Origin of the sequence: Sphingomonas spermidinifaciens, from assembly GCF_002351485.1 — a bacterium.
GTDB lineage: Bacteria > Pseudomonadota > Alphaproteobacteria > Sphingomonadales > Sphingomonadaceae > Sphingomonas > Sphingomonas spermidinifaciens.
The window spans coordinates 1,236,523-1,254,785 of the sequence record NZ_NWMW01000001.1 but is presented as its reverse complement, the minus strand read 5'-3'; the positions used below and the strand labels follow the sequence as shown (position 1 = coordinate 1,254,785).

The following is an 18,263-nucleotide window of genomic DNA, read 5'->3' as shown; positions in this document are numbered from 1 at the left end:
CCGCTTCGACCGACGGCTGAACCTCTAGTCGAGGCTCACGCTGACGGGTCGCCCGCGCTCCCTGGGAACGACAGAGCCTCGCCTTATCATTCATTTGCCATGGCAGCTCGTGCCCGGCACAAGACTGGCTACGTCATGGTCACGGAAGCTGATACCTGTCGGAAGCTGATCGTCCCCCGCCTGCAAGCGGCCGGCTGGGACGATGAACCATGCGCGATCCAAGAACAGCGGACCTTCACCGACGGCCGAGTGATGTTCGTTGGCGGCCAGCCACGCCGCGGCCAGAAGAAGCGCGCGGATTACATTCTGCGCTACCGGCCCGATTACCCGATCGCGGTCATCGAGGCGAAGGCCGGCTATCGATCCGCGCAGGACGGAGTGCAGCAGGCGCGCGACTATGCCGAGGTGCTCGGTCTGCGCTTCGCTTACGCCAGCAACGGCCACGAGATCGTCGAGATTGACATGGCGGCGGGGACCGAGGCCGTTCGTACCCACTTCCCCGCGCCGGATGAGTTGTGGACGCGACTGCGCGATCGCCTTGATCTGCCCGAGCCAGCCGCCGAGCGCGTCCTTGAACCCGGCTTCCCTGACCCAGACCGACCGCTACGCTATTACCAGGAGATCGCGGTCAACAGGTCGCTGGAGGCAATCCTTGGCGGTCAGCGACGCCTGCTGCTGAACCTGTGCACCGGCGCGGGCAAGACCGCGGTTGCGTTCCAGCTCTGCTGGCGCCTGTGGTCGGCGGGTTGGAATAAGCGCGGTGACCATCGCCGTCCGAAGATCCTATTCCTCGCCGACCGCAACATCCTGGTCGACGATCCGAAGGATAAGACCTTCACGCCCTTCGGGGACGCGCGATGGAAGCTGGGCGCGTCATCCATCAGCCACGGCCGCGATATCTATTTCTCGACCTATCAAGCGATCGCGGCGGACGAACGTCGGCCCGGCCTGTATCGCGAGTTCGCGCCCGACTTCTTCGACCTGATCGTCATCGACGAATGTCACCGCGGCAGCGCGCGCGCCGACAGCTCGTGGCGGGAAATCCTCGATTGGTTCGAGCCAGCCTATCAGCTCGGTATGACCGCCACGCCGTTGCGCGAAGAGAGCCGTGACACCTATGCCTACTTCGGCGATGCGCTCTACACCTACAGTCTGGCGCAGGGCATCGCTGACGGTTTCCTTGCCCCGTACCGCGTCCACCGCATCGTTACCGATCTGGATGCGGTGGGCTGGCGACCAAGCGCGGGCGAGCTCGACCGCTACGGCCGTGAGGTTCCCGATGAGGAATATCAGACCCGCGATTTCGAGCGAACGGTGGTCTTGCGCGCCCGCACCGAAGCGATTGCGCGCCACCTTACCGACTTCCTCAAGAACACCGATCGCTACGCCAAGACCATCGTATTTTGCGTTGATCAGGATCACGCCAGCGAAATGCGCGCTGCGCTGGTCCGGCTGAACGCCGACATGGTTGCGAAGCACCCGGATTACGTTGCCCGCGTCACCGCCGATGAGGGCGATATTGGCAAGGGGATGCTCAGCCGCTTTCAGGATCTCGAGGCGGAGACGCCGGTGATCCTCACCACATCTCAGCTGCTCACCACCGGCGTTGACGCGCCGACCTGCAAGAACGTGGTGCTCGCCCGCGTCGTCGGCTCGATGGCCGAGTTCAAGCAGATCATTGGTCGTGGCACGCGGCTGCGCGAGGACTATGGCAAGCTGTGGTTTTCCATCCTCGACTACACGGGAACGGCGACCGAAAAATTCGCCGACCCGGCGTTCGATGGCGAGCCTGCAGCGGAGATCACGACCGAGATCGACGATGCCGGCGAGGTTGTCTCGACCGACGTGGACGAACATGAAGATGGCTGGACGGATGATCCCGACGAGCCGACGACCACAGTGCTGCCACCGGACGACGACGTCGATGGCCTGCCGCGCAAGTTCTACGTCGATGGCGGGGAGGTGGAGGTGGTCGCCCACCTCGTTTACGATCTCGACGGCGACGGCAAGCGGCTGACCGTCCGCAAGCTGACCGACTGGACCGGCGAGAAGGTGCGGACCCTGTTCGCCACCCCGGCGGCATTCCGTGCCGAATGGGCGATCCCCGACAAGCGGGGCGCCATCATCGATGCACTCGCCGAGCGGGGAATCGACCTGCACGCGCTTGCCACAGAGGCGGGTCGCCCGGAGGACGATCCGTTTGACCTGCTCTGCCATCTCGCCTGGAATGCACCGCTGACGACCCGCGCCGAACGCGCGCGGCGTTTGCGCGACGCAGGCATCTTCGACCGCTATGGCGATGATGCCCGCGCGATTCTTGACGCGCTGCTCGACCGCTATGCGAGCGGCGGTGCGGACGAGCTGGCGCTGCCGCAGGCGCTGAAGGTTCAGCCCGTCTCAAATTTCGGCAACCCAAGCGAGATCGCGCGCCGCTTCGGCGGTCCGCAGCCCCTGCGCGAAGCTGTCGCCGAACTTAACGCCGCCCTGTACGCGGCCTGACCCGATATTGAAGGAAAGTCATGGCGCGCCCGCCGAAGAAGACCGCTGCCCCGCAGACCACCGATCAACGCCTCGATTCGATCGTGAAGTCCGCGCGCAAGATCATGCGCAAGGACAAGGGGCTGAACGGTGATCTCGACCGGCTGCCGGTGCTCACCTGGATTATGTTCCTCAAGTTCCTCGACGATCTTGAGCGGGTGCACGAGGACGAGGCGGAACTGGCGGGCGACCCGTTCCATGCGGCGATCGAGCCGCCGTATCGCTGGCGCGACTGGGCGGCCGACAAGGCGGGGATCACCGGCCCCGATCTCCTGTCCTTCATCAATGCCGACGAACCGGTGCGACCGGACGGCACTAAGGGGCCTGGCCTGTTCGCCTATCTGCGCGGACTTCGCGGGCGGAACGGTGGGCGCGATCGGCGGGACGTGATCGCCACCGTCTTCCGCGGCGTCCAGAACCGCATGATTGACGGGTACATCCTGCGCGAGGTCATAAATCTCGTCGATCGCATCCATTTCGACAGCTCGAACGAGATGCACACGCTCGGTCGCCTCTACGAGACGCTGCTGCGCGAGATGCGCGACGCCGCCGGCGACAGTGGCGAGTTCTACACGCCGCGTCCCGTCGTCCGCTTCATGGTCGAGCGGATCGACCCGCAGATCGGCGAGAAGGTGCTCGACCCGGCGTGCGGCACCGGCGGCTTCCTCACCGAATCCTACGCGCACATGGCGCGGCAGGCCGACAGCGTGGACAAGCAGCGTCAGCTCCAGGCGGGATCGCTGATCGGCGTCGAGGCCAAGCCGCTGCCCTATTTGCTGGTGCAGATGAACCTGCTGCTCCACGGACTAGAGGCGCCCGACATCGATCCCGGCAACGCGCTGCGTCATCGCCTTGCCGACATCGGCGAACGGGAGCGGGTGGAGGTGATCCTGTCCAACCCGCCCTTCGGCGGCGAGGAGGAAGCGGGCATCCTCTCCAACTTCCCCGACGACCGCCGCACGGCGGAGACGGCGCTGCTGTTCCTCCAGCTTATCATGCGCAAGCTCAAGCGGCAGGGTAAGGGCCGCGCCGCCGTGGTCGTGCCGCACGGCGTGCTGTTCGGCGACGGCGTCGCCGCCCGGATCAAGGCGGACTTGCTGGAACGGTTCAACCTCCACACCATCGTCCGCCTGCCTGAAGGCGTGTTCGCACCCTATACCGACATTGCCTCCAACCTGCTGTTCTTCGACACCACCGGCCCGACGGGCGCCATCCACTATTGGGAACAGCCGGTGCCCGAGGGGCGCAAGAAGTACAGCAAGACCGCCCCGCTCCAGACCGCCGACCTAGCCGACCTGACCGCATGGTGGGACGCGCGCGGCGACGACGCTCGCGCCTGGGTGGTGAACGGCCCCCCGCTGATTGAGCGCGACGGCGATGGCGTGGTTCGCGCAGTCAACCTCGACCAAAAGAATCCCAACGCCAAGGCCGCCGAGGATCACCGCGCGCCCGCCGAGATCGTTGCCGCCGCGCTGTCGAAGGAGCGCGAGGTGCTGGCGATCCTCGAAGAGCTGCACGCGCTGGTGGGGGAGCGCGACGCGGCATGACGTGGCCGATGGTAGCGTTGAATAAGGTCTTGCGGCCGTCAAGCGACCGCATCGCGCTCGTGCCCGACACAAGCTACAAGCAGATCACGGCGAAGCTGTGGGGCAAGGGCCTGACGCTGCGCGGCACCGTCACGGGTGCGGAGATAGCCGCGTCGTATCAGAACCGCGTCCGTGCAGGCCAGTTCGTCATCTCGAAAATCGACGCACGGCACGGCGCTTTCGGCGTCGTGCCGTCGGATTTGGACGGCGCGGTCGTGTCAAACGACTTCCCAATCTTCGACGTCGAGCCCGAACATGCCCTCACTGAATATGTGTCATGGGTGAGCCGGACCGATTGGTTCGTCGCTCTTTGCAAACAGGCGAGCGAAGGCAGCACCAATCGCGTCCGGCTCAAAGAAGCGCGGTTTTTGCGCCAGACCATCCCCCTGCCTTCGCTACCAGAACAAGGCCGGATCGTGGCGCGGCTGAATACGGCGTCGGCGGCGGTCGGACGAATTCAGGCACTACGCACCGAGATCGGTGAGGATCTCGCTTCGCTCGTCATACGATCCAATGAGACATACGGTGCACAGCCGACCCAATTAGCCGACGCCCTCGTTCTCGACGAAGACCGTGTCGCCGTCGCGCCGGACACCATCTATCCGCAGGTCGGCATTCGCGGCTTCGGCGGCGGATTGTTCCGCAAAGGCGGCGTGACGGCCGCTGACACCACCTATCGCCACTTCAATCGCCTTTCGGCCGGGCAATTTGTGGTCAGTCAGGTCAAGGGGTGGGAGGGGGCGGTCGCCATCTGCGACGACGAGTCCGCCGGCCTGTTTGCATCTCCCGAATACCGCACCTTCCGCTGCAATCCGGCCAAGCTGAACCCAAGGTACTTCGCGCATCTTTGTCGCACGAGCTGGTTTCACGCCAAACTCGCCCCGGCGACCCGGGGTCAAGGAGCACGACGCGAAAGACTACGGCCTGAAATGCTGCTCGCTATCAAGATCCCGCTACCCCCGGTCGAAGTGCAGGATCGCCTAGTGCCACTGTTCGACCGAGTCGCGACTGCGGCTGCGAAAAGCGGAACGAGCGACCTCGACCATCTGCTGCCCGCTATGCTGGACGATGTATTCGACGCGGGCGTGGGCGCATGATCAAGGGGACACGACCATGGCGAAGCTGAACCGCAAGCAGATCGAGGACGCCACCCGCGCCGTACTCGAACGCCACCCCGGCGGGGTGCGCTGGGCCGAGGTGCTGAAGGCGGTCGCCGCCGAACATCCTGAGACGCCGCTCAACTCGATCCGCGGCGCGACGCATCACCTGTTCCAGCGCGGCGACGGCATTGTGAAGATCGCCCGCGGCACCTATCAGCTCGCCCGCTTCGCCGACGCCGATGTTCCCACCATCGACACCGAGGCTAATGCCTCTGCGGCAGAGGTGACCGATGAGGCTGTCGATGCCGCGGGACGCAGCGCGGGCACACTGACCGAACAGGATTTCTACGCCAGTTTCGCCGAATGGCTGGAGGAGAATGACGAGGTCACAGTCGCAGCCGCGCTCGGCGGCAGCAGTCTGGGCGGCAAATGGGGCACGCCCGACGTGATCGGCGTGCTCCGACCGCGCGCGCAAGACATCTTCAAGTTCGAGCCCCAGATCGTCACCGCAGAGATAAAGGCGACGCCCGCACAGCCCGTCGTCGCCTTCGGCCAATCGGTCGCTTATCGGCTATTCAGCCACAAAAGCTACATCGTCGTGCCCCGGAGCACGACCAGCGACGACATGAACCGGCTGACCTCGCTGTGCAGTATCCACGGGGTTGGCCTGGTCGTCTTCACCCTTGACCGCGACCTGCCCGACTACGCCGTCGTCGTCCTCCCCGCTATCGCCAATCCCGACATGTTCTACGTCAACACCATGCTCGACCGCCTCAAGGCGAGCGAACCGCGATTGCTGAATAGGCTGTTCTAATCGCCCGACTGACGAGCAGGCTACGCGGCCTATGTCGTACGCGGCCTATAGACGGGGGTCCGCGATTTCGACCCAATCCTCAGTGTCTTGACCCGCGAGTGAAGGGTCAGGTCGGCTCAGCGGGACTCGGCAGAATATCACTCGTTGGGGCGGCAGCATGAGCCCTCCCGAACTTCAAGGGATTGGCCGACGATGCACACTCGTGTGTTCGTCGACGGCACGCCAGAAAGCCTCTGTCGATGCGATGAACTCTCGTAGGTACTCCGGCCGCATGTGCGTATAGTTTGCTCCAGATCCTTGTTCGCTGGAGTGACCCGCAGCTGCGTCGATCTGCGCTTGCGGTACACCCTGTCGCTGATGCCACGTGTGGATGGTGTGCCGCAGCGTGTTCGGCGATCCGATCGCTTGCAGCTTCGGTCGCCGTTCCTGATCACGAAGCTTCTCGCGCGGTGGCAGCCAGAGCTTCCGACCGGCCTCATCCATGGCTTGCTTTGCAAAGCCCAGATCAGGCCGTCTGGCATGCGCATCAAGCAGCACACCTCTGAACGCGTTGCGAACCTCATTCGTGGGTCGCTCGTAAAACTGAGGCCCGCCCGCAGCCCGGGTCTTATCTGAAGTGGGAACGCGGTACCTGATCACCTTGCCCCTTACATCTTTCAGCCACGGCGCGAGGGTGGGGCAGATCGGCACGATCGATCGCCGCTTTCGGGTTTGCACGCGTCCGGGCCGGTTGAAGTAGATCAGCCCATCCCTGATCTGCGTGTCTGCATCGAGCTCGACGATGGCTTCCGTCCGGCCGTGCGTGCTGCAGTGGATGAGCGTGAACAGGTGCACGTGGCGTCGAGCCTCGTTCGCCCATGCTGCCTCAAGGATCACCGCGACCTGCTCGGGCGACCATTCTAGCTCCTTGCGGGCGTCCTTGCCCTTCACGTCTTTGACGCGCGGGGCCGACGTGATGATCTCCTCCTTGAGCGCCCAGTTGATTGGGCATCGCAGCGCAGCGAGATCGCGACTGATCGTCGGCGGCGTCGCGCCTTCGGCTCGCCGGAAGCCGATGAAGGCGTCGACGATGCGGCCGTTGATGGCGCTCACGACAAGCGGGTCGGGTAGCTGGTTCTGCCGTCTGAGTTGATCCCAGAAGCGCTCCCAATTGAGCACCGAGTCCGCGTAACGGCGACCGTCCGACAGCTCGGACACATGGCGCTCGAGCCACTGCGCCACCACCTCCTGCAGCAGCACCTCAGTAGGCGGTACGGGGGCCGAGCTCACAAGCGCCGAGCGCTTCGCTTTCTGCTCTAGGACGAACTCGGCGAGCCGTTCCTTCGCTGCTTCCGGTGGATGACCGCTCGAGCCGCCTCCGATGCCCGTTTGGACGCGGCGTGTTGTACGACCGTCGAGCCAACAGATAGCCCAATCGTCGCGATTAGCCCTGTACCAGAGCCAGTATCCGCCAAGCTCGAAACGGGCGGGCGGGGTGGCGGCTGCCTTCGCGGCAGATCTTCTTGGCATAGCCTCTGGAGTTCCTCGGCCTCGATTTGAGAGAGCGCGTCGAGCACCCGCGGGTCGAACAGGATCCTGATCTGATCGAGGTCCAAGTGGAGCCGCCGTCCGGTCCGAATGCAGCTGTGCAGCTTGCGCCGCAGTTCGAACACAGGGTGATCGTCGCGTGGGGAGCTCATCTTGACCGTCGCTGATGCTCTCAGGTCGCGTCGCTCGCCCGCCCGGGCTACGCTTCCTTTCCTCTCTCCCGTTGATGGCAGTCCGGCTCAGGCCGAGGCGCGCAGGCCGCCGGACGGCCTGAACTCACCGAGCTTCTCCTCGCGCTCGATCAGCTCATCGATGTGGCTTGCGATCCGCTGAGCAACGAACTTCGCGACCGCCGGCCCCCAGCGTGGATCGACCCGATCGCTGCTGTCGCCGAGCTCGGCCGCGAGCGCGTCCGGCAGTGCGGCAACGAGCGTTTCGAGGAACGCCGCTAATCCCGACCGCGACCATTCGTTGGCCAGGTCGCGGCGGTCGAAGAGGGCGAGGGTGAGGGCGCCGCGTGCCGGCAGGCCGGCAGCGGTGAGTATCGAGCCGGCTTCCTCTAGGCTGAGGTGCCGCGTGCCCTTGAGCGTGCGGCATACCTGATCCTTGGACAGACCGACCTGGGCTGCGAGGTCGCGCTGGCTGATCCCAGCCTGGTCGACCAGATCGCCGACAATGATGTGCAGCGGTGTCGAGGACAGGGCTGCCGGACTGCTCGTGAGTGCCACTACTCCATCTCCAAGAGTCTGAGTCGCATGCATCGTATCAGGCGGCTGAGCTGTAGGAAAACAAAACAGGAACATCCTAGCCGCGAGTAGAACGCGCGGCCGCCTGAGTCTGCCTGCCTCGTCGGCCACGCCCGCAGCAGAAGTGGCCAGAATCAGTGAAGAAGAGCGAGTCGCGACGCCCGTCGCGGCAGCCCAATTGGGCGAGCATCTCAGCGCGACCTCAATCGCGAACCGCTAGGAAACTTCACACGGCCGGCGCGACGCCTGTCGCGGATACCGCGACCAAGTGGCTGATGTGTTCTCCGGATGTTCCTTTTTGTTGAGCCCCGGCCGGAGCCGGCGTGATGGTGGCTCTGCGGTCGAAGAACGGCCGCGGCGACCAACCCCACGGAGACGCTCTCGATGCGCAGCCTCACTCTCCCGCTGACCCGTGCCGGCCTCGGCCGGGCCAGCGACTATCTCATCCCGGCGATCGGCCTGATGGCCGTGGCGAGCGCGGCCTATGCCGGTGCCGACACGACCTTCGGTCCGGCGCTCACCAAGTTCACCGACTTTCTGGAGGGCTCGGGCGGCAAGATCATTGCCGTGCTCAGCCTAGCTGGCGGCCTCATCGGCATGGCATCCGGCCGGTTCACGCTGGCGCAGGTGGCGGTGCCCGTCGCCGTCGGCATCGGCGTCGGCACGGGCGTGCCGATCGTCACCTCCACCGTGACCGCGATCATCTGATCGCGGCGGCGAGGGCGGCGCAGCGCACATGACTGACAAGTACCTTGTCCCCCGGCGGCTCGACGATCCGGAGCTCATCGGCCTTTGGACCCTGGACGAATTCCTGGGGCTCGCGGTGCCGTTCGCCTGGGGCATCTTCTCCCAGCACATCCTGCTGGGCCTCGTGGGTGCCGGAGGAGCGTGGTTCGCGCTTCGCAAGGCCAAGGCTGGCCGGGCCAGTTCCTGGATCATCCACGCGGCCTACTGGTACCTGGGGGCAAGCTTCGTCAGGCTTCGCGCCACGCCGCCCTCCCACTGCCGCCGGCTCGCCGGCTGAGGGGAGAGGTTTCCCATGCTGTCCGATATCGCGCACCAGCGCAGCCAATCGCTGCTTCGCCAGCGCAAGGTCCTCGTCGTCGCCGCCGCGGCGTCGTTCCTGGCCAATCTCGCGCTGCTGACCGCGCTCAGCGGCCGGGACCGTGAGGTCATCCTGCAGCCAGTCACGACGCGGCCGCTCGCGATCAGCTCGTCGGGTGTCTCGGCCGACTATCTCGAGCTTGTGACGCGCGACGTCGCGCTGATGCTGCTCAATCGCTCGCCGACGGGGCTCGACTATTGGATGGAGCAGATCCTGAAGGTGGCGGACCCGTCCGCCTACGGGGCGCTCAAGGCCGAGCTGGTCAAGATCGTCACCGAGCAGCGCGGGTCGGACCTGGCGCAGGCCTTCGTGATCACCGGCATGACCGTCGATCCGAAGGGCCTGAGCTCCACCGTCGAAGGCGACCTCAAGACCTTCGTCGGCGGCCAAGTCATTGCCAGCGAGAAGAAGCGGTTCCGGTTCGGCTGGACCTATGTGGGCCTGCGCCTTTCGCTCTCGAGCTTCGCGCTCATCCCCGATCACCCAAAGACCTCAAGGGAGGCGCTCCAATGATCGCCACGACACCCGCCTGCCTGCTGGGCGCAGGGGCGGTGACCTTCGCCGCCGGCACAACCCAGCCGCGCGACATCAACCTGAGGCCACTCGGCATGGCGCTGATCGGTGCCGCCATCGCCCTCGCCGCGACGCCGGCTTGGGCCGACCAGTACCGGCAGGCCGCCGACAATGCGCAGGTCGACTGCGTCGTCTCCAATCATGAGCTGACGCGGATCAGCCTGGTCGGCGACGCCTTCGCCAGCGTCAGCAAGATCACGACCGGCTACCCGTACAACGACTTCACCGTCACCAACGAGCCGGTCCGCGGCGACATCTACCTGTCGGTGCCCGAAGGCTTCGCGCCGGGGCGGCTGAGCTTCTTCGCCACCAGCCGCAAGGGCTATGTCTACAAGTTCGCCTGCAGCGTCGGCGGACCCGAGGCTGAGCAGATCTTCGTCTCAAACCCGGCCATCGCCGGCGAGCAAGCGCAGGCCTGGGAAGCCAAGTCCAGCCCACGCGATGCCGCGGTGCGCCTCGTCCAGGCCATGGCCGCGAACAGCGCACCCGACGGCTACACGATGCGGCAGGTTGCGGCGGCGCCGACGCGCATCGGTAACGTCACCGTCCGCTTCATTGCGGAGTTCCGGGGTGCTGCGCTTACCGGCAAGGTCCTGCGCATCGACAATCGCAGCGCCAAGCCGGTCACAATCGACCCGGCGCAGCTGACGCCGGCAGGCAGCCTCGCAGTCAGCGTAACCGATCGCGAGCTGGCGCCCCATGGCGCGACGACGCTCTACGTCGTCCAGGACGGGAGTGCGGGCGCATGAGCGAGCTCGGCACCACCCCGGCCGCGTCCGCCGGCCAGGAAAGCGTCACGGCACTAGGCGCACTCAACGCGAAGACCCGTGCCCGCCAGCGCATGCTGCTGCTCGGCGGCGGTGGCTCGGCGGCCATGCTCGCGCTCTGGTTCGTGTTCGGCGGCACCGGCCACCACACGACCGCGGCCGACGCCCCGCAGAGGATTGAGACCGACGGGATCGTTAATCGCGATCTCAGCCAGAAGGAGTTCGTCGCGATCTACGGCAATCGGCTGGATGCGCAGGCGCGCCAGCTGAAGGCGCTCGAAGAGAACCGCGCCGTCTCGCCCGAGGTTCAGGCCAAGCTCGACGCGCTCGCCGCCGAGAACCAGGCGATGAAGACCGACGGCACCAAGACGATCGACGCACTGACGCAGGAGAACACAACGCTTCGCGGTGAGCTGAAGCGCGCCCAATCGCAGCCTGCACCCACGTCGGTCTCCGCGCCGATGCCTCTACGTGACCCGTCGATCCCGTCGGGCTCGCCGCTCGACCCGACCAACGGTGCCGATCCTTCGGGTGCGGCGCTGCCGGCCGCCGCCGAGCGACAGGTGAAGACGGTCTCGTTCACCAGCGGCACCGGCGAAACCGGCGGGACCGCCAAGACGGGCCTGAGGGCCGGGCGGCCGACCGCACCCGCGATCGAGGTCGAGGACAGCCCCGATTACCTGCCGCCGAATAGCTATGCGCCGGCGCGCGTGATCGTCGGCGTCGATGCCTCGGCCGGGGTGGCCAGCCAGACCGATCCGCTGCCGGTCGTGCTGCGGATCACCGGGCCGGCGCGCTCGGTGGTCCAGGACGGCAAGCTGTTGACCACCCGCATCCAGGGTTGCGTCGTCAACGGCGCGGCGCGCGGCGATCTCTCGGCCGAGAAGGTCTACGTCAAGCTCCAGAAGATGACCTGCGACCAGCCAGGCGGTCGGGTCGCGGTCAGCGAGGTCAAGGGCTTCATCAGCTTCGCCGGCAAGACCGGCGTGCGCGGCCGGGTGGTCAGCCGCGAGGGCAGCCTCGTCAGCCAGGCGCTGCTCGCCGGCATCGTCGGCGGCTTCGGGCGCGGCTTCTCGGCCAATGCGAACAGCGTCTTCTCCGGGATCACCACTGGAGTCGACGGCAAGCGCCAGCAGCTCTCGGGCGGCGACATCGTCCAGGGCGGGCTTGGTCAAGGCGTCGCCGACGCCTCGGACACGGTGTCCAAGTACCTGATCGAACGCGCCGAACAATATCAGCCAGTCGTGGAGATGCCGACCGGCATCGATGTCGAAATCGTCTTCCTCGACGGCGTCTATGTGAGGAACTCCCAATGATTTCTGCTGAAACTCGACTTGGCCGCGGGCTGGCCAGGATGCGCCGTATGGAGGGCGTTCCCTTCTGGACCTTGCTGGCGTCGGCCTCGCTGACGCTCGGCATGGGCGCGGGCGTGGTCGCGAAGAGCGTCCAGGCCGCCCCGATCGCCTCGGTGCACGTCGACACGGGGCTGGTCCGCGAGGCGCTCAAGCTGCGCCTACCCAAGACCCGGATCGGCGCGATCGACTGCAGTCGCTTCGGCGGGCTCTGCGAGGTCGTCGCCGGCACCACGCTCTTCTATGTCGACCGGACCGCGCGTTACCTGATGATCGGGCGGCTCTACGACATGGAGACGCGCAGCGACGTGACCGCGGCGCGGCTGCTCGAGCTCAATCCGGACCTGCTCGCCGCCGGTGCCGCGGGCAAGCGCGACAGCGATGGGGATGAGCAGCCGGCGGCCGCATCGCCTGCTGCCGCGAAGGTCGACCTCGGCCAGCTGCCCGCGGACGGTGCGGTCCATTGGGGTCCGGCGAACGGTCCCAAGCTGGTCGTGCTCAGCGACTTTCACTGCGGCTATTGCCGCAAGCTCTCGGCCGAGCTCGTGAAGATAGGTGCGCGGGTCGAGGAGCGGCCGATCTCGATCTTCGGTGCGGAGAGCCGGAAGCTTGCGGAAGCCGTGCTCTGTGCCAGCGACAAGCAGGGCGCGGTTCACGCCGCCTATGAGGGCCGGCCGGTCGCGCCCGGTGCCAGGTGCGACACCGCCGGGCTCGACGCCAATGAGGCGTTCGCCAAGGCGCATGGCTTCGGCGGCACGCCCATCATCATCCGCGCGGATGGGGCGGTGCTGCAGGGCTTCCACACCGCCGAGCAGCTCAAGGCCTTTGTCGCGGGAGGCCGGGCATGAGCCGCGCCGCCACCATCGCCCTGCTGCTCACGACCGTGCTTGGCGCGAGCGGCTGCACCACGCTCGGCGGCACGGTGAAGGGCGACTTCAACTGCCGCGCTCCGGCCGGGACCTGCGCGCCCATGACCAAGATCGATGCGGCCGCAATCGGCAGCGTCGACGAGGAGGGCGCGTCGGCACCTACGGTCGGCCCGCGCCGGCAGGGCGCGAGCGGGAAGGGCGGCAGCGTCGCCGTCCGTACCGGCGAGCGCATGCTGACCATCCTCCTGCCGGCGCATGTCGACGAAGCCGGCGTGCTGCACGATTCCGCCACGGTTCACGCCGTCGTCGAGCAGCCCGCCTGGACCTTCGCCTCCGTCGCTGAGCCCACATCCATCTCCGAGTTCTCGCGCAGTCCCGCCCCTTCCTCCCTGCGCGAGGCGGTCGCTGGTGCTTCGGCACCGGTGATCGAGGGGCTTGAGTCTCCTCCCGCTCAAGCCCCTCAACCGTTCAGCGCGACCGCTTCGACGGCGCGCATCCCTGATCCCGCGGCGCCCAGCGCCGCGGCGATCGCCGCCGCTCGGGCCGGCCACCGGATCGGGACCAAGCCGCCGGCCACCGTGCCTGCGCCTGCGGCGAAGCGCCCGGTGTCCCCCACCTCGGCGCTGCCGGCCGGCAAGGTCGTCCTCCCGCAGGGTGATCCGGCGGCGGCCCGAGCGAGGCTCAACGCGCTCGCAGCGCCGAACCTGTCGCGGCTCGGCGCTAAGCCGGGGGCGGCTTCCGGCCCGGTCGCGCCGGAAGCCGAGGGCAGCCCGTTCAGCGCCTCCGTTGGCCAGGAGCAGCCGCGATGAGCCTCTCGTTCAAGACGCTCACGGGCACGCTGCTCAAGGGCCTGTTCGGCGATGCCGAGGAGAGCGAGGGCGACCGCCCGGTGCTCGGCCTCGACATGCTATCGAGCTTCCTGCCGTACCGGGTGTACGAGCCGCAGACCCGGCTCTACCTCAACGCACGCTCGACCGGCTTCATCCTCAACGTGGCACCGCTGGTCGGGGCCGACGAGCGGGTCGGCGATCTTCTCGGCCAGTTCCTGTCCGAAGGCCTGCCGGCGGGTGCCTGCGTCCAGATCGTTCACTGGGCGTCCCCACGGATCAGTCGCAACATCGCGCCCTGGTTCGCGCCCCGCTATGCGCGCGGCGGCGTCTACGAGCAGATCGCGCGGGCGCGCACCCAGTGCCTGTACGACCTCGTCTGGACCAGCGGGTCAGGCGGCGCGCCCTTCCATGCGCGCCATCACCAGCTGCTCGTCTCGGTCGGCGTGCCTTCGAGCAGCGGCACCACCAAGGACGAGCTCATCGCGGTCCGCGAGAGTCTGGTCGGCGTGCTGCGCTCGCTCGACGTGCCGGCGCTCGATGTCGGCCCGGTCGAGCTCATCGCCTTCGTCGATGATCTGACCTCGCCAACCACGGCGAGCGGCGACGATGCGATCGACTACAACCCGCTCGACCCGATCGCCGACCAGGCGATCCGCCGCGACATTGAGCTCACCGTCGAAGAGAGCCGGATGCTGCTCCGGACCGAGCGCTTCCGGCCGACCGGTGCCAGCGACGGAGACGCGCCCGAGATCGGCGAGATCTACCCCGATCGCTTCGACGTGCGCCACTTCGGCGTCCGCAACATGCCGGTGCGCTGGACGCCATGGGAGACGGCGCGGCTGATCGGCGACCTGTTCACCGACAAGCTCCGCTACCCGTGCCCGGCCGCCACAATCCTCTGCCTCGTCTATCCCGACCAGGAGGCGGCGTCGACGCGCGCGGGGATGAAGTTCCTGCGCACCACCAGCCTCTCGGAGGGCAAGTCCGCCCGCTACGTGCCGAAGCTGCGCGAGCAGGCGGCGGAGTGGCGCGAGGTTCAGGCGCAGTTGCAGGAGGGCCGCCGGCTGGTCCGCGCCTTCTACGGCGTGACAACCTTCTCACCCGCGGGTGACGGCGACCGCAACGAGCGGATGGTCAAGTCGCTCTACAAGTCGGCCGGCTGGGACTTGGCCGACGAGCGCTTCCTCCAGGTCCAGGGGCTGCTCGCGGCGATGCCGCTGACCCTTGCCGACGGGCTCGCCGCCGATCTCGAGCGCTGCCGGCGCATGCGGACGATGCTGTCGACCACGGCTGCCAACATCGCGCCGGTGCAGGGGGAGTATCTCGGCGGCGCGGTGCCGCACCTCCTGTTCTTGGGGAGACGCGGACAGCCCTTCTTCTGGTCGCCCTTCGAGAATGGCGCCGGCAACCACAATGTCGCGATCCTCGGCAAGTCGGGCTCGGGCAAGTCGGTGCTGCTCCAGGAGATGTGCGCGAGCCTGTGTGGGGCGGGCGCCAAGGTCGTCGTCATCGACGACGGCCGCTCCTTCATGAACAGCTGCCGTCTCCAGGGCGGCCGCTTCATCGAGTTCACGCTGGCGAGCGGCTTCTGCCTCAATCCCTTCTCGATGATCGATGCCGAGCGGGTGATCGAGGACGAGGACTACCGGCTCGACTGCATGGCGATGCTGAAAGCCATCGTCGGTCAGATGGCGCGCTTCATCGACCGGCTGACCGACACCGAGCGCGGACTGATCGACCAGGCGGTCAATCGGGTGTGGGAAGAGCAGGGCAGGGCGGGCTCGGTCGAGGCGGTCGCGCTTGCGCTCGAGGCGACCGGCAATGCCGACGCCGCCAACCTCGCCATCGCCATGGGCCCGTTCCGCGCAGGTGGCACCTATGGCGGCTTCTTCAACGGCGAGGCGACGCTCCGCCTCGAGGCCGACTTCACCGTTTTCGAGATGTCGGACCTCGCCACGCGCGAGGAGCTGCGCTCGGTCGTGCTGACGGCGATCATGTTCATGACCGGCCAGGCCATGACCCGCTCACCGCGGTCGGTGAAGAAGCTGCTGCTCATCGATGAGGCCTGGGCGATGCTCAAGGGCGGGTCGATGTCGGATTTCGTCGAGACATATGCCCGCACCGCCCGCAAATATGGCGGCGCGCTCTGCACCGCGACGCAGTCGCTGAATGACTTCTACAAATCGGGCGGCGCGACCGCAGCGCTCGAGAACTCGGACTGGATGCTGGTGCTCCAGCAGAAGCCGGAGACGATCGCCGATCTGCGCAAGTCTGCGCGGCTCGACATGGACGACCGCACCGAAGGGCTGATCCGGTCGCTCAAGCGCTCGGGCAACGAATATTCGGAGGTCTTCATCCGCGGCCCCGAATGCCAGGCGATCGGCCGGCTCGTGCTCGATCCCTTCTCCGCCACCGTCTTCTCCTCGTCGCCCGACACCTATGCCGCGATCGAGCGGCGCCTCGCCCGCGGGCAGACGATCGCCGAGGCGATCGAGGCGGTGTCGCGCGGGGAGACCGAACCCCTCCAGCCGGAGCCGCATCATGGCTGACCGCTTCCCCAACCTGCGCCCACGGCTCGCCCGCGCTGGCCGCATCCTTGCCGACGCCTGTCACGTCACCCTCAGCATCACCCTTTGGCTCGCCGGCACGGTGCTGGCCGCCTTAGGTGCGGTGTTCGCCTTCGTGATTATCGCGGCCGACGGGCGTCCCTTGCGCTTCTTCGCGCACCTCCAGAACCTGTCGACGCACTACCTCTTCGCCGATCCGGCGGCGCGGGCGCGCTTCGACCGTCAGGTGTTGGTACTGTTCCTCGGCGTCGTCGGCCTGTTCCTGATCGCGCGGCTGCCCGGCCTCGCCACCCGTCTGCGGCGCGAGCTGGCGCGCGGAGGCCGGCATGGCTGAGCCAGCCGTCATCACCTCGCGCACCATCGCGGGCTGGCCGGTCACCCGCGTGCTGCTCGGGACCGTCCTGATCGCGGCCCTGATCTGGACGGCTTGGGCGACCCGCGCGCTCGTCGAGCTGCAGCATCGCCGCATCGTCTCGGTGAGCCTGTCGCGACTGGTCGAGGACTTCGTTGCGGCCGAGGCGCGCAACGGCGGCACACCCGAGCAGTCGGCGCGTCGCACCGCGACCTATCTCGCCGCGATCAACAAGGCGGTCGCCGACATGGGGGCGGGCGGCACGACCGTGCTCGTTTCCGAGGCGACGCTGGGCCGCTCGGTCGAGGACCGGACCGACGACGTGCGTGTCCGCGTCACCAAGGTCGTGGAGGCCGACCATGCGGCACGCTGACGCCGATCCGCGCTTCTGGTCGCCGGCGCGGGCGCGCCGCTGGGCGACGCTCGCGCTCCTGGGCGTAAGCGGCACCGCCTATGCCGCGCTTGCCGACTGGAGCGACGGCCACGTCTTCCTGGTCAATCAGAGCACGAGCCTGCCTAATTGGGCCTTCCTCGTCGACCGCCACCGGATGCCCGGCCGCGGCGAGCATGTCTTCTTCGATCCGCCCGCAAGCCCGCTCCTCGAGCGGCACTTCGGGCGCGATCACCAGCCGTTCGGCAAAATCGTCTATGGCGTTGCGGGCGACGAGGTGACTCGGCGTGGGCGGCTGTTCCTCGTCAACGGTCGCGCGGTCGCGCTCGCCAAGCCGCGGACGCTACGCGGTGAACCGCTCGAGCTTGGGCCCACCGGCACGATCCCTCGCGGCTGCTACTTCGTCGCGACATCCAACAAGGACAGCTTCGACAGCCGCTATGCCCTGATCGGTTGGGTCTGCCGCCGCCAGGTCCTCGGCACCGGGGAGGCCATTCTGTGAGCCGGCGCCTCCACCTCGTACTGCTGGCAAGCTGTCTTGCCGCGGCAGGGCCGGCGCGCGCCCGCGACTATGGTCAGCAGGGCGCGCTCTTTCCGGTGGTCGAGGCCGACCTGCTCTCGGTCATCCACAAGCGGCTGACCGCGATGCAGGCGTCGGGCGAGATCGACCGCGCCAACCGCCAGCTCGCGGAGCGGACCGCTGCTCAGGTTCGCCGACCGGCGCCGGTGCCGGGGATCGGTCGTGCCGCCGAGGAGCGGCGCTGGACCTTCGATCCGACGATCACCGTGAACGCGGATCTGCGCGACGCGCGCGGCCGCGTCGTCGTGCCCGCAGGCACCCGCGTGAACCCACTCGACACGGTGCCGCTGCGCCAGCGGCTCGTCTTCCTCGACGGCGACGATGAGGGCCAGGTTGCCTGGGCGATGGGCGCCACGACGGCGCTCAACGCCAAGCTGATCCTGGTGTCGGGCTCGCCATTCGCCTTGATGAAGGCCGAGCAGCGCCGCTTCTACTTCGACCAGAAGGGCACGCTCACCCGCCATTTCGGCATCCGCGCCGTGCCGGCCGTGGTCGAGCAGCAGGGCCGCACGCTCGCCGTCCGTGAGCTGGTGCTTCGGGGAACAAAAGGAGGCCGAAAGTGAGCG

At 67.3% G+C, this 18,263-nt stretch carries 18 protein-coding genes; 16 read left to right on the top strand and 2 right to left on the bottom strand.

Going from position 1 to position 18,263, the window contains the following annotated elements; translation table 11 throughout:
* Positions 1-135 precede the first annotated feature (135 nt).
* Genes hsdR through COC42_RS05955 form a run of 4 tightly spaced genes read left to right on the top strand, consistent with a single transcriptional unit; the run spans position 136 to position 6,038 of the window.
* Positions 136-2,499: an EcoAI/FtnUII family type I restriction enzme subunit R gene (gene hsdR, locus COC42_RS05970; RefSeq protein WP_096342270.1), complete on the top strand. Its 2,364-nt coding sequence runs from the start codon at positions 136-138 to the stop codon at positions 2,497-2,499.
* Positions 2,500-2,519: 20 nt separating this feature from the next.
* Positions 2,520-4,085 (top strand): class I SAM-dependent DNA methyltransferase, encoded by a 1,566-nt coding sequence (locus COC42_RS05965; protein WP_096342269.1) that lies wholly within the window; start codon positions 2,520-2,522, stop codon positions 4,083-4,085.
* Positions 4,082-5,221: a restriction endonuclease subunit S domain-containing protein gene (locus tag COC42_RS05960; RefSeq protein WP_141395788.1), complete on the top strand. Its 1,140-nt coding sequence runs from the start codon at positions 4,082-4,084 to the stop codon at positions 5,219-5,221. Before COC42_RS05965 ends, COC42_RS05960 begins: the two co-directional genes overlap by 4 nt.
* A 16-nt stretch (positions 5,222-5,237) precedes the next feature.
* The gene (locus tag COC42_RS05955) at positions 5,238-6,038 is read left to right on the top strand and encodes a hypothetical protein (RefSeq protein WP_096343132.1); all 801 of its coding nucleotides are present in this window, start codon (positions 5,238-5,240) and stop codon (positions 6,036-6,038) included.
* Between the two features lie 174 nt (positions 6,039-6,212).
* On the opposite strand, the gene COC42_RS05950 is transcribed toward COC42_RS05955, so the two are convergent.
* Both COC42_RS05950 and COC42_RS05945 read right to left on the bottom strand, forming a co-directional pair.
* Positions 6,213-7,277: a site-specific integrase gene (locus tag COC42_RS05950; RefSeq protein ID WP_096342267.1), complete on the bottom strand. Its 1,065-nt coding sequence runs from the start codon at positions 7,275-7,277 to the stop codon at positions 6,213-6,215.
* 527 nt (positions 7,278-7,804) lie between these two features.
* Complete coding sequence (locus tag COC42_RS05945; RefSeq protein WP_096342266.1) at positions 7,805-8,293, bottom strand: hypothetical protein; 489 nt, start codon at positions 8,291-8,293, stop codon at positions 7,805-7,807.
* 402 nt (positions 8,294-8,695) lie between these two features.
* Here COC42_RS05945 and COC42_RS05940 point away from each other — a divergent pair, with 402 nt between their 5' ends.
* The 12 genes from COC42_RS05940 to traW are packed head-to-tail and all read left to right on the top strand — an operon-like array spanning position 8,696 to position 18,260.
* Positions 8,696-9,019 carry a hypothetical protein gene (locus tag COC42_RS05940; protein ID WP_096342265.1) on the top strand — a complete coding sequence of 108 codons (324 nt, stop codon included), beginning with the start codon at positions 8,696-8,698 and terminating at the stop codon, positions 9,017-9,019.
* A gap of 28 nt (positions 9,020-9,047) precedes the next feature.
* A complete protein-coding gene (traL, locus tag COC42_RS05935) occupies positions 9,048-9,335 on the top strand; it encodes a type IV conjugative transfer system protein TraL (RefSeq protein WP_096342264.1) in 288 nt (95 codons plus the stop codon).
* Positions 9,336-9,350: 15 nt separating this feature from the next.
* Positions 9,351-9,929 carry a type IV conjugative transfer system protein TraE gene (locus COC42_RS05930; RefSeq protein ID WP_096342263.1) on the top strand — a complete coding sequence of 193 codons (579 nt, stop codon included), beginning with the start codon at positions 9,351-9,353 and terminating at the stop codon, positions 9,927-9,929.
* Positions 9,926-10,738 (top strand): type-F conjugative transfer system secretin TraK, encoded by an 813-nt coding sequence (locus COC42_RS05925; RefSeq protein ID WP_096342262.1) that lies wholly within the window; start codon positions 9,926-9,928, stop codon positions 10,736-10,738. Before COC42_RS05930 ends, COC42_RS05925 begins: the two co-directional genes overlap by 4 nt.
* Positions 10,735-12,072, top strand: coding sequence for a TraB/TrbI/VirB10 family type IV secretion system protein (locus COC42_RS05920; RefSeq protein ID WP_096342261.1), 1,338 nt, complete (start codon positions 10,735-10,737; stop codon positions 12,070-12,072). Before COC42_RS05925 ends, COC42_RS05920 begins: the two co-directional genes overlap by 4 nt.
* A 38-nt stretch (positions 12,073-12,110) precedes the next feature.
* Positions 12,111-12,956, top strand: coding sequence for a DsbC family protein (locus COC42_RS05915; RefSeq protein WP_096342260.1), 846 nt, complete (start codon positions 12,111-12,113; stop codon positions 12,954-12,956).
* Positions 12,953-13,786: a TraV family lipoprotein gene (locus COC42_RS05910; protein ID WP_096342259.1), complete on the top strand. Its 834-nt coding sequence runs from the start codon at positions 12,953-12,955 to the stop codon at positions 13,784-13,786. Before COC42_RS05915 ends, COC42_RS05910 begins: the two co-directional genes overlap by 4 nt.
* Entirely contained in the window at positions 13,783-16,356 is a 2,574-nt protein-coding gene (gene traC / locus COC42_RS05905; RefSeq protein WP_096342258.1) for a type IV secretion system protein TraC, read from the top strand. The genes COC42_RS05910 and traC overlap by 4 nt, the downstream gene beginning before the upstream one ends.
* Complete coding sequence (locus tag COC42_RS05900) at positions 16,349-16,708, top strand: hypothetical protein (protein WP_096342257.1); 360 nt, start codon at positions 16,349-16,351, stop codon at positions 16,706-16,708. The genes traC and COC42_RS05900 overlap by 8 nt, the downstream gene beginning before the upstream one ends.
* On the top strand, positions 16,701-17,099 hold the full coding sequence (locus tag COC42_RS05895; RefSeq protein ID WP_096342256.1) for a TrbI F-type domain-containing protein: 399 nt from the start codon (positions 16,701-16,703) through the stop codon (positions 17,097-17,099). Before COC42_RS05900 ends, COC42_RS05895 begins: the two co-directional genes overlap by 8 nt.
* On the top strand, positions 17,086-17,619 hold the full coding sequence (locus COC42_RS05890; protein ID WP_096342255.1) for a S26 family signal peptidase: 534 nt from the start codon (positions 17,086-17,088) through the stop codon (positions 17,617-17,619). Before COC42_RS05895 ends, COC42_RS05890 begins: the two co-directional genes overlap by 14 nt.
* Positions 17,616-18,260 (top strand): type-F conjugative transfer system protein TraW, encoded by a 645-nt coding sequence (gene traW / locus COC42_RS05885; RefSeq protein WP_245843879.1) that lies wholly within the window; start codon positions 17,616-17,618, stop codon positions 18,258-18,260. Before COC42_RS05890 ends, traW begins: the two co-directional genes overlap by 4 nt.
* Positions 18,261-18,263: the final 3 nt, after the last annotated feature.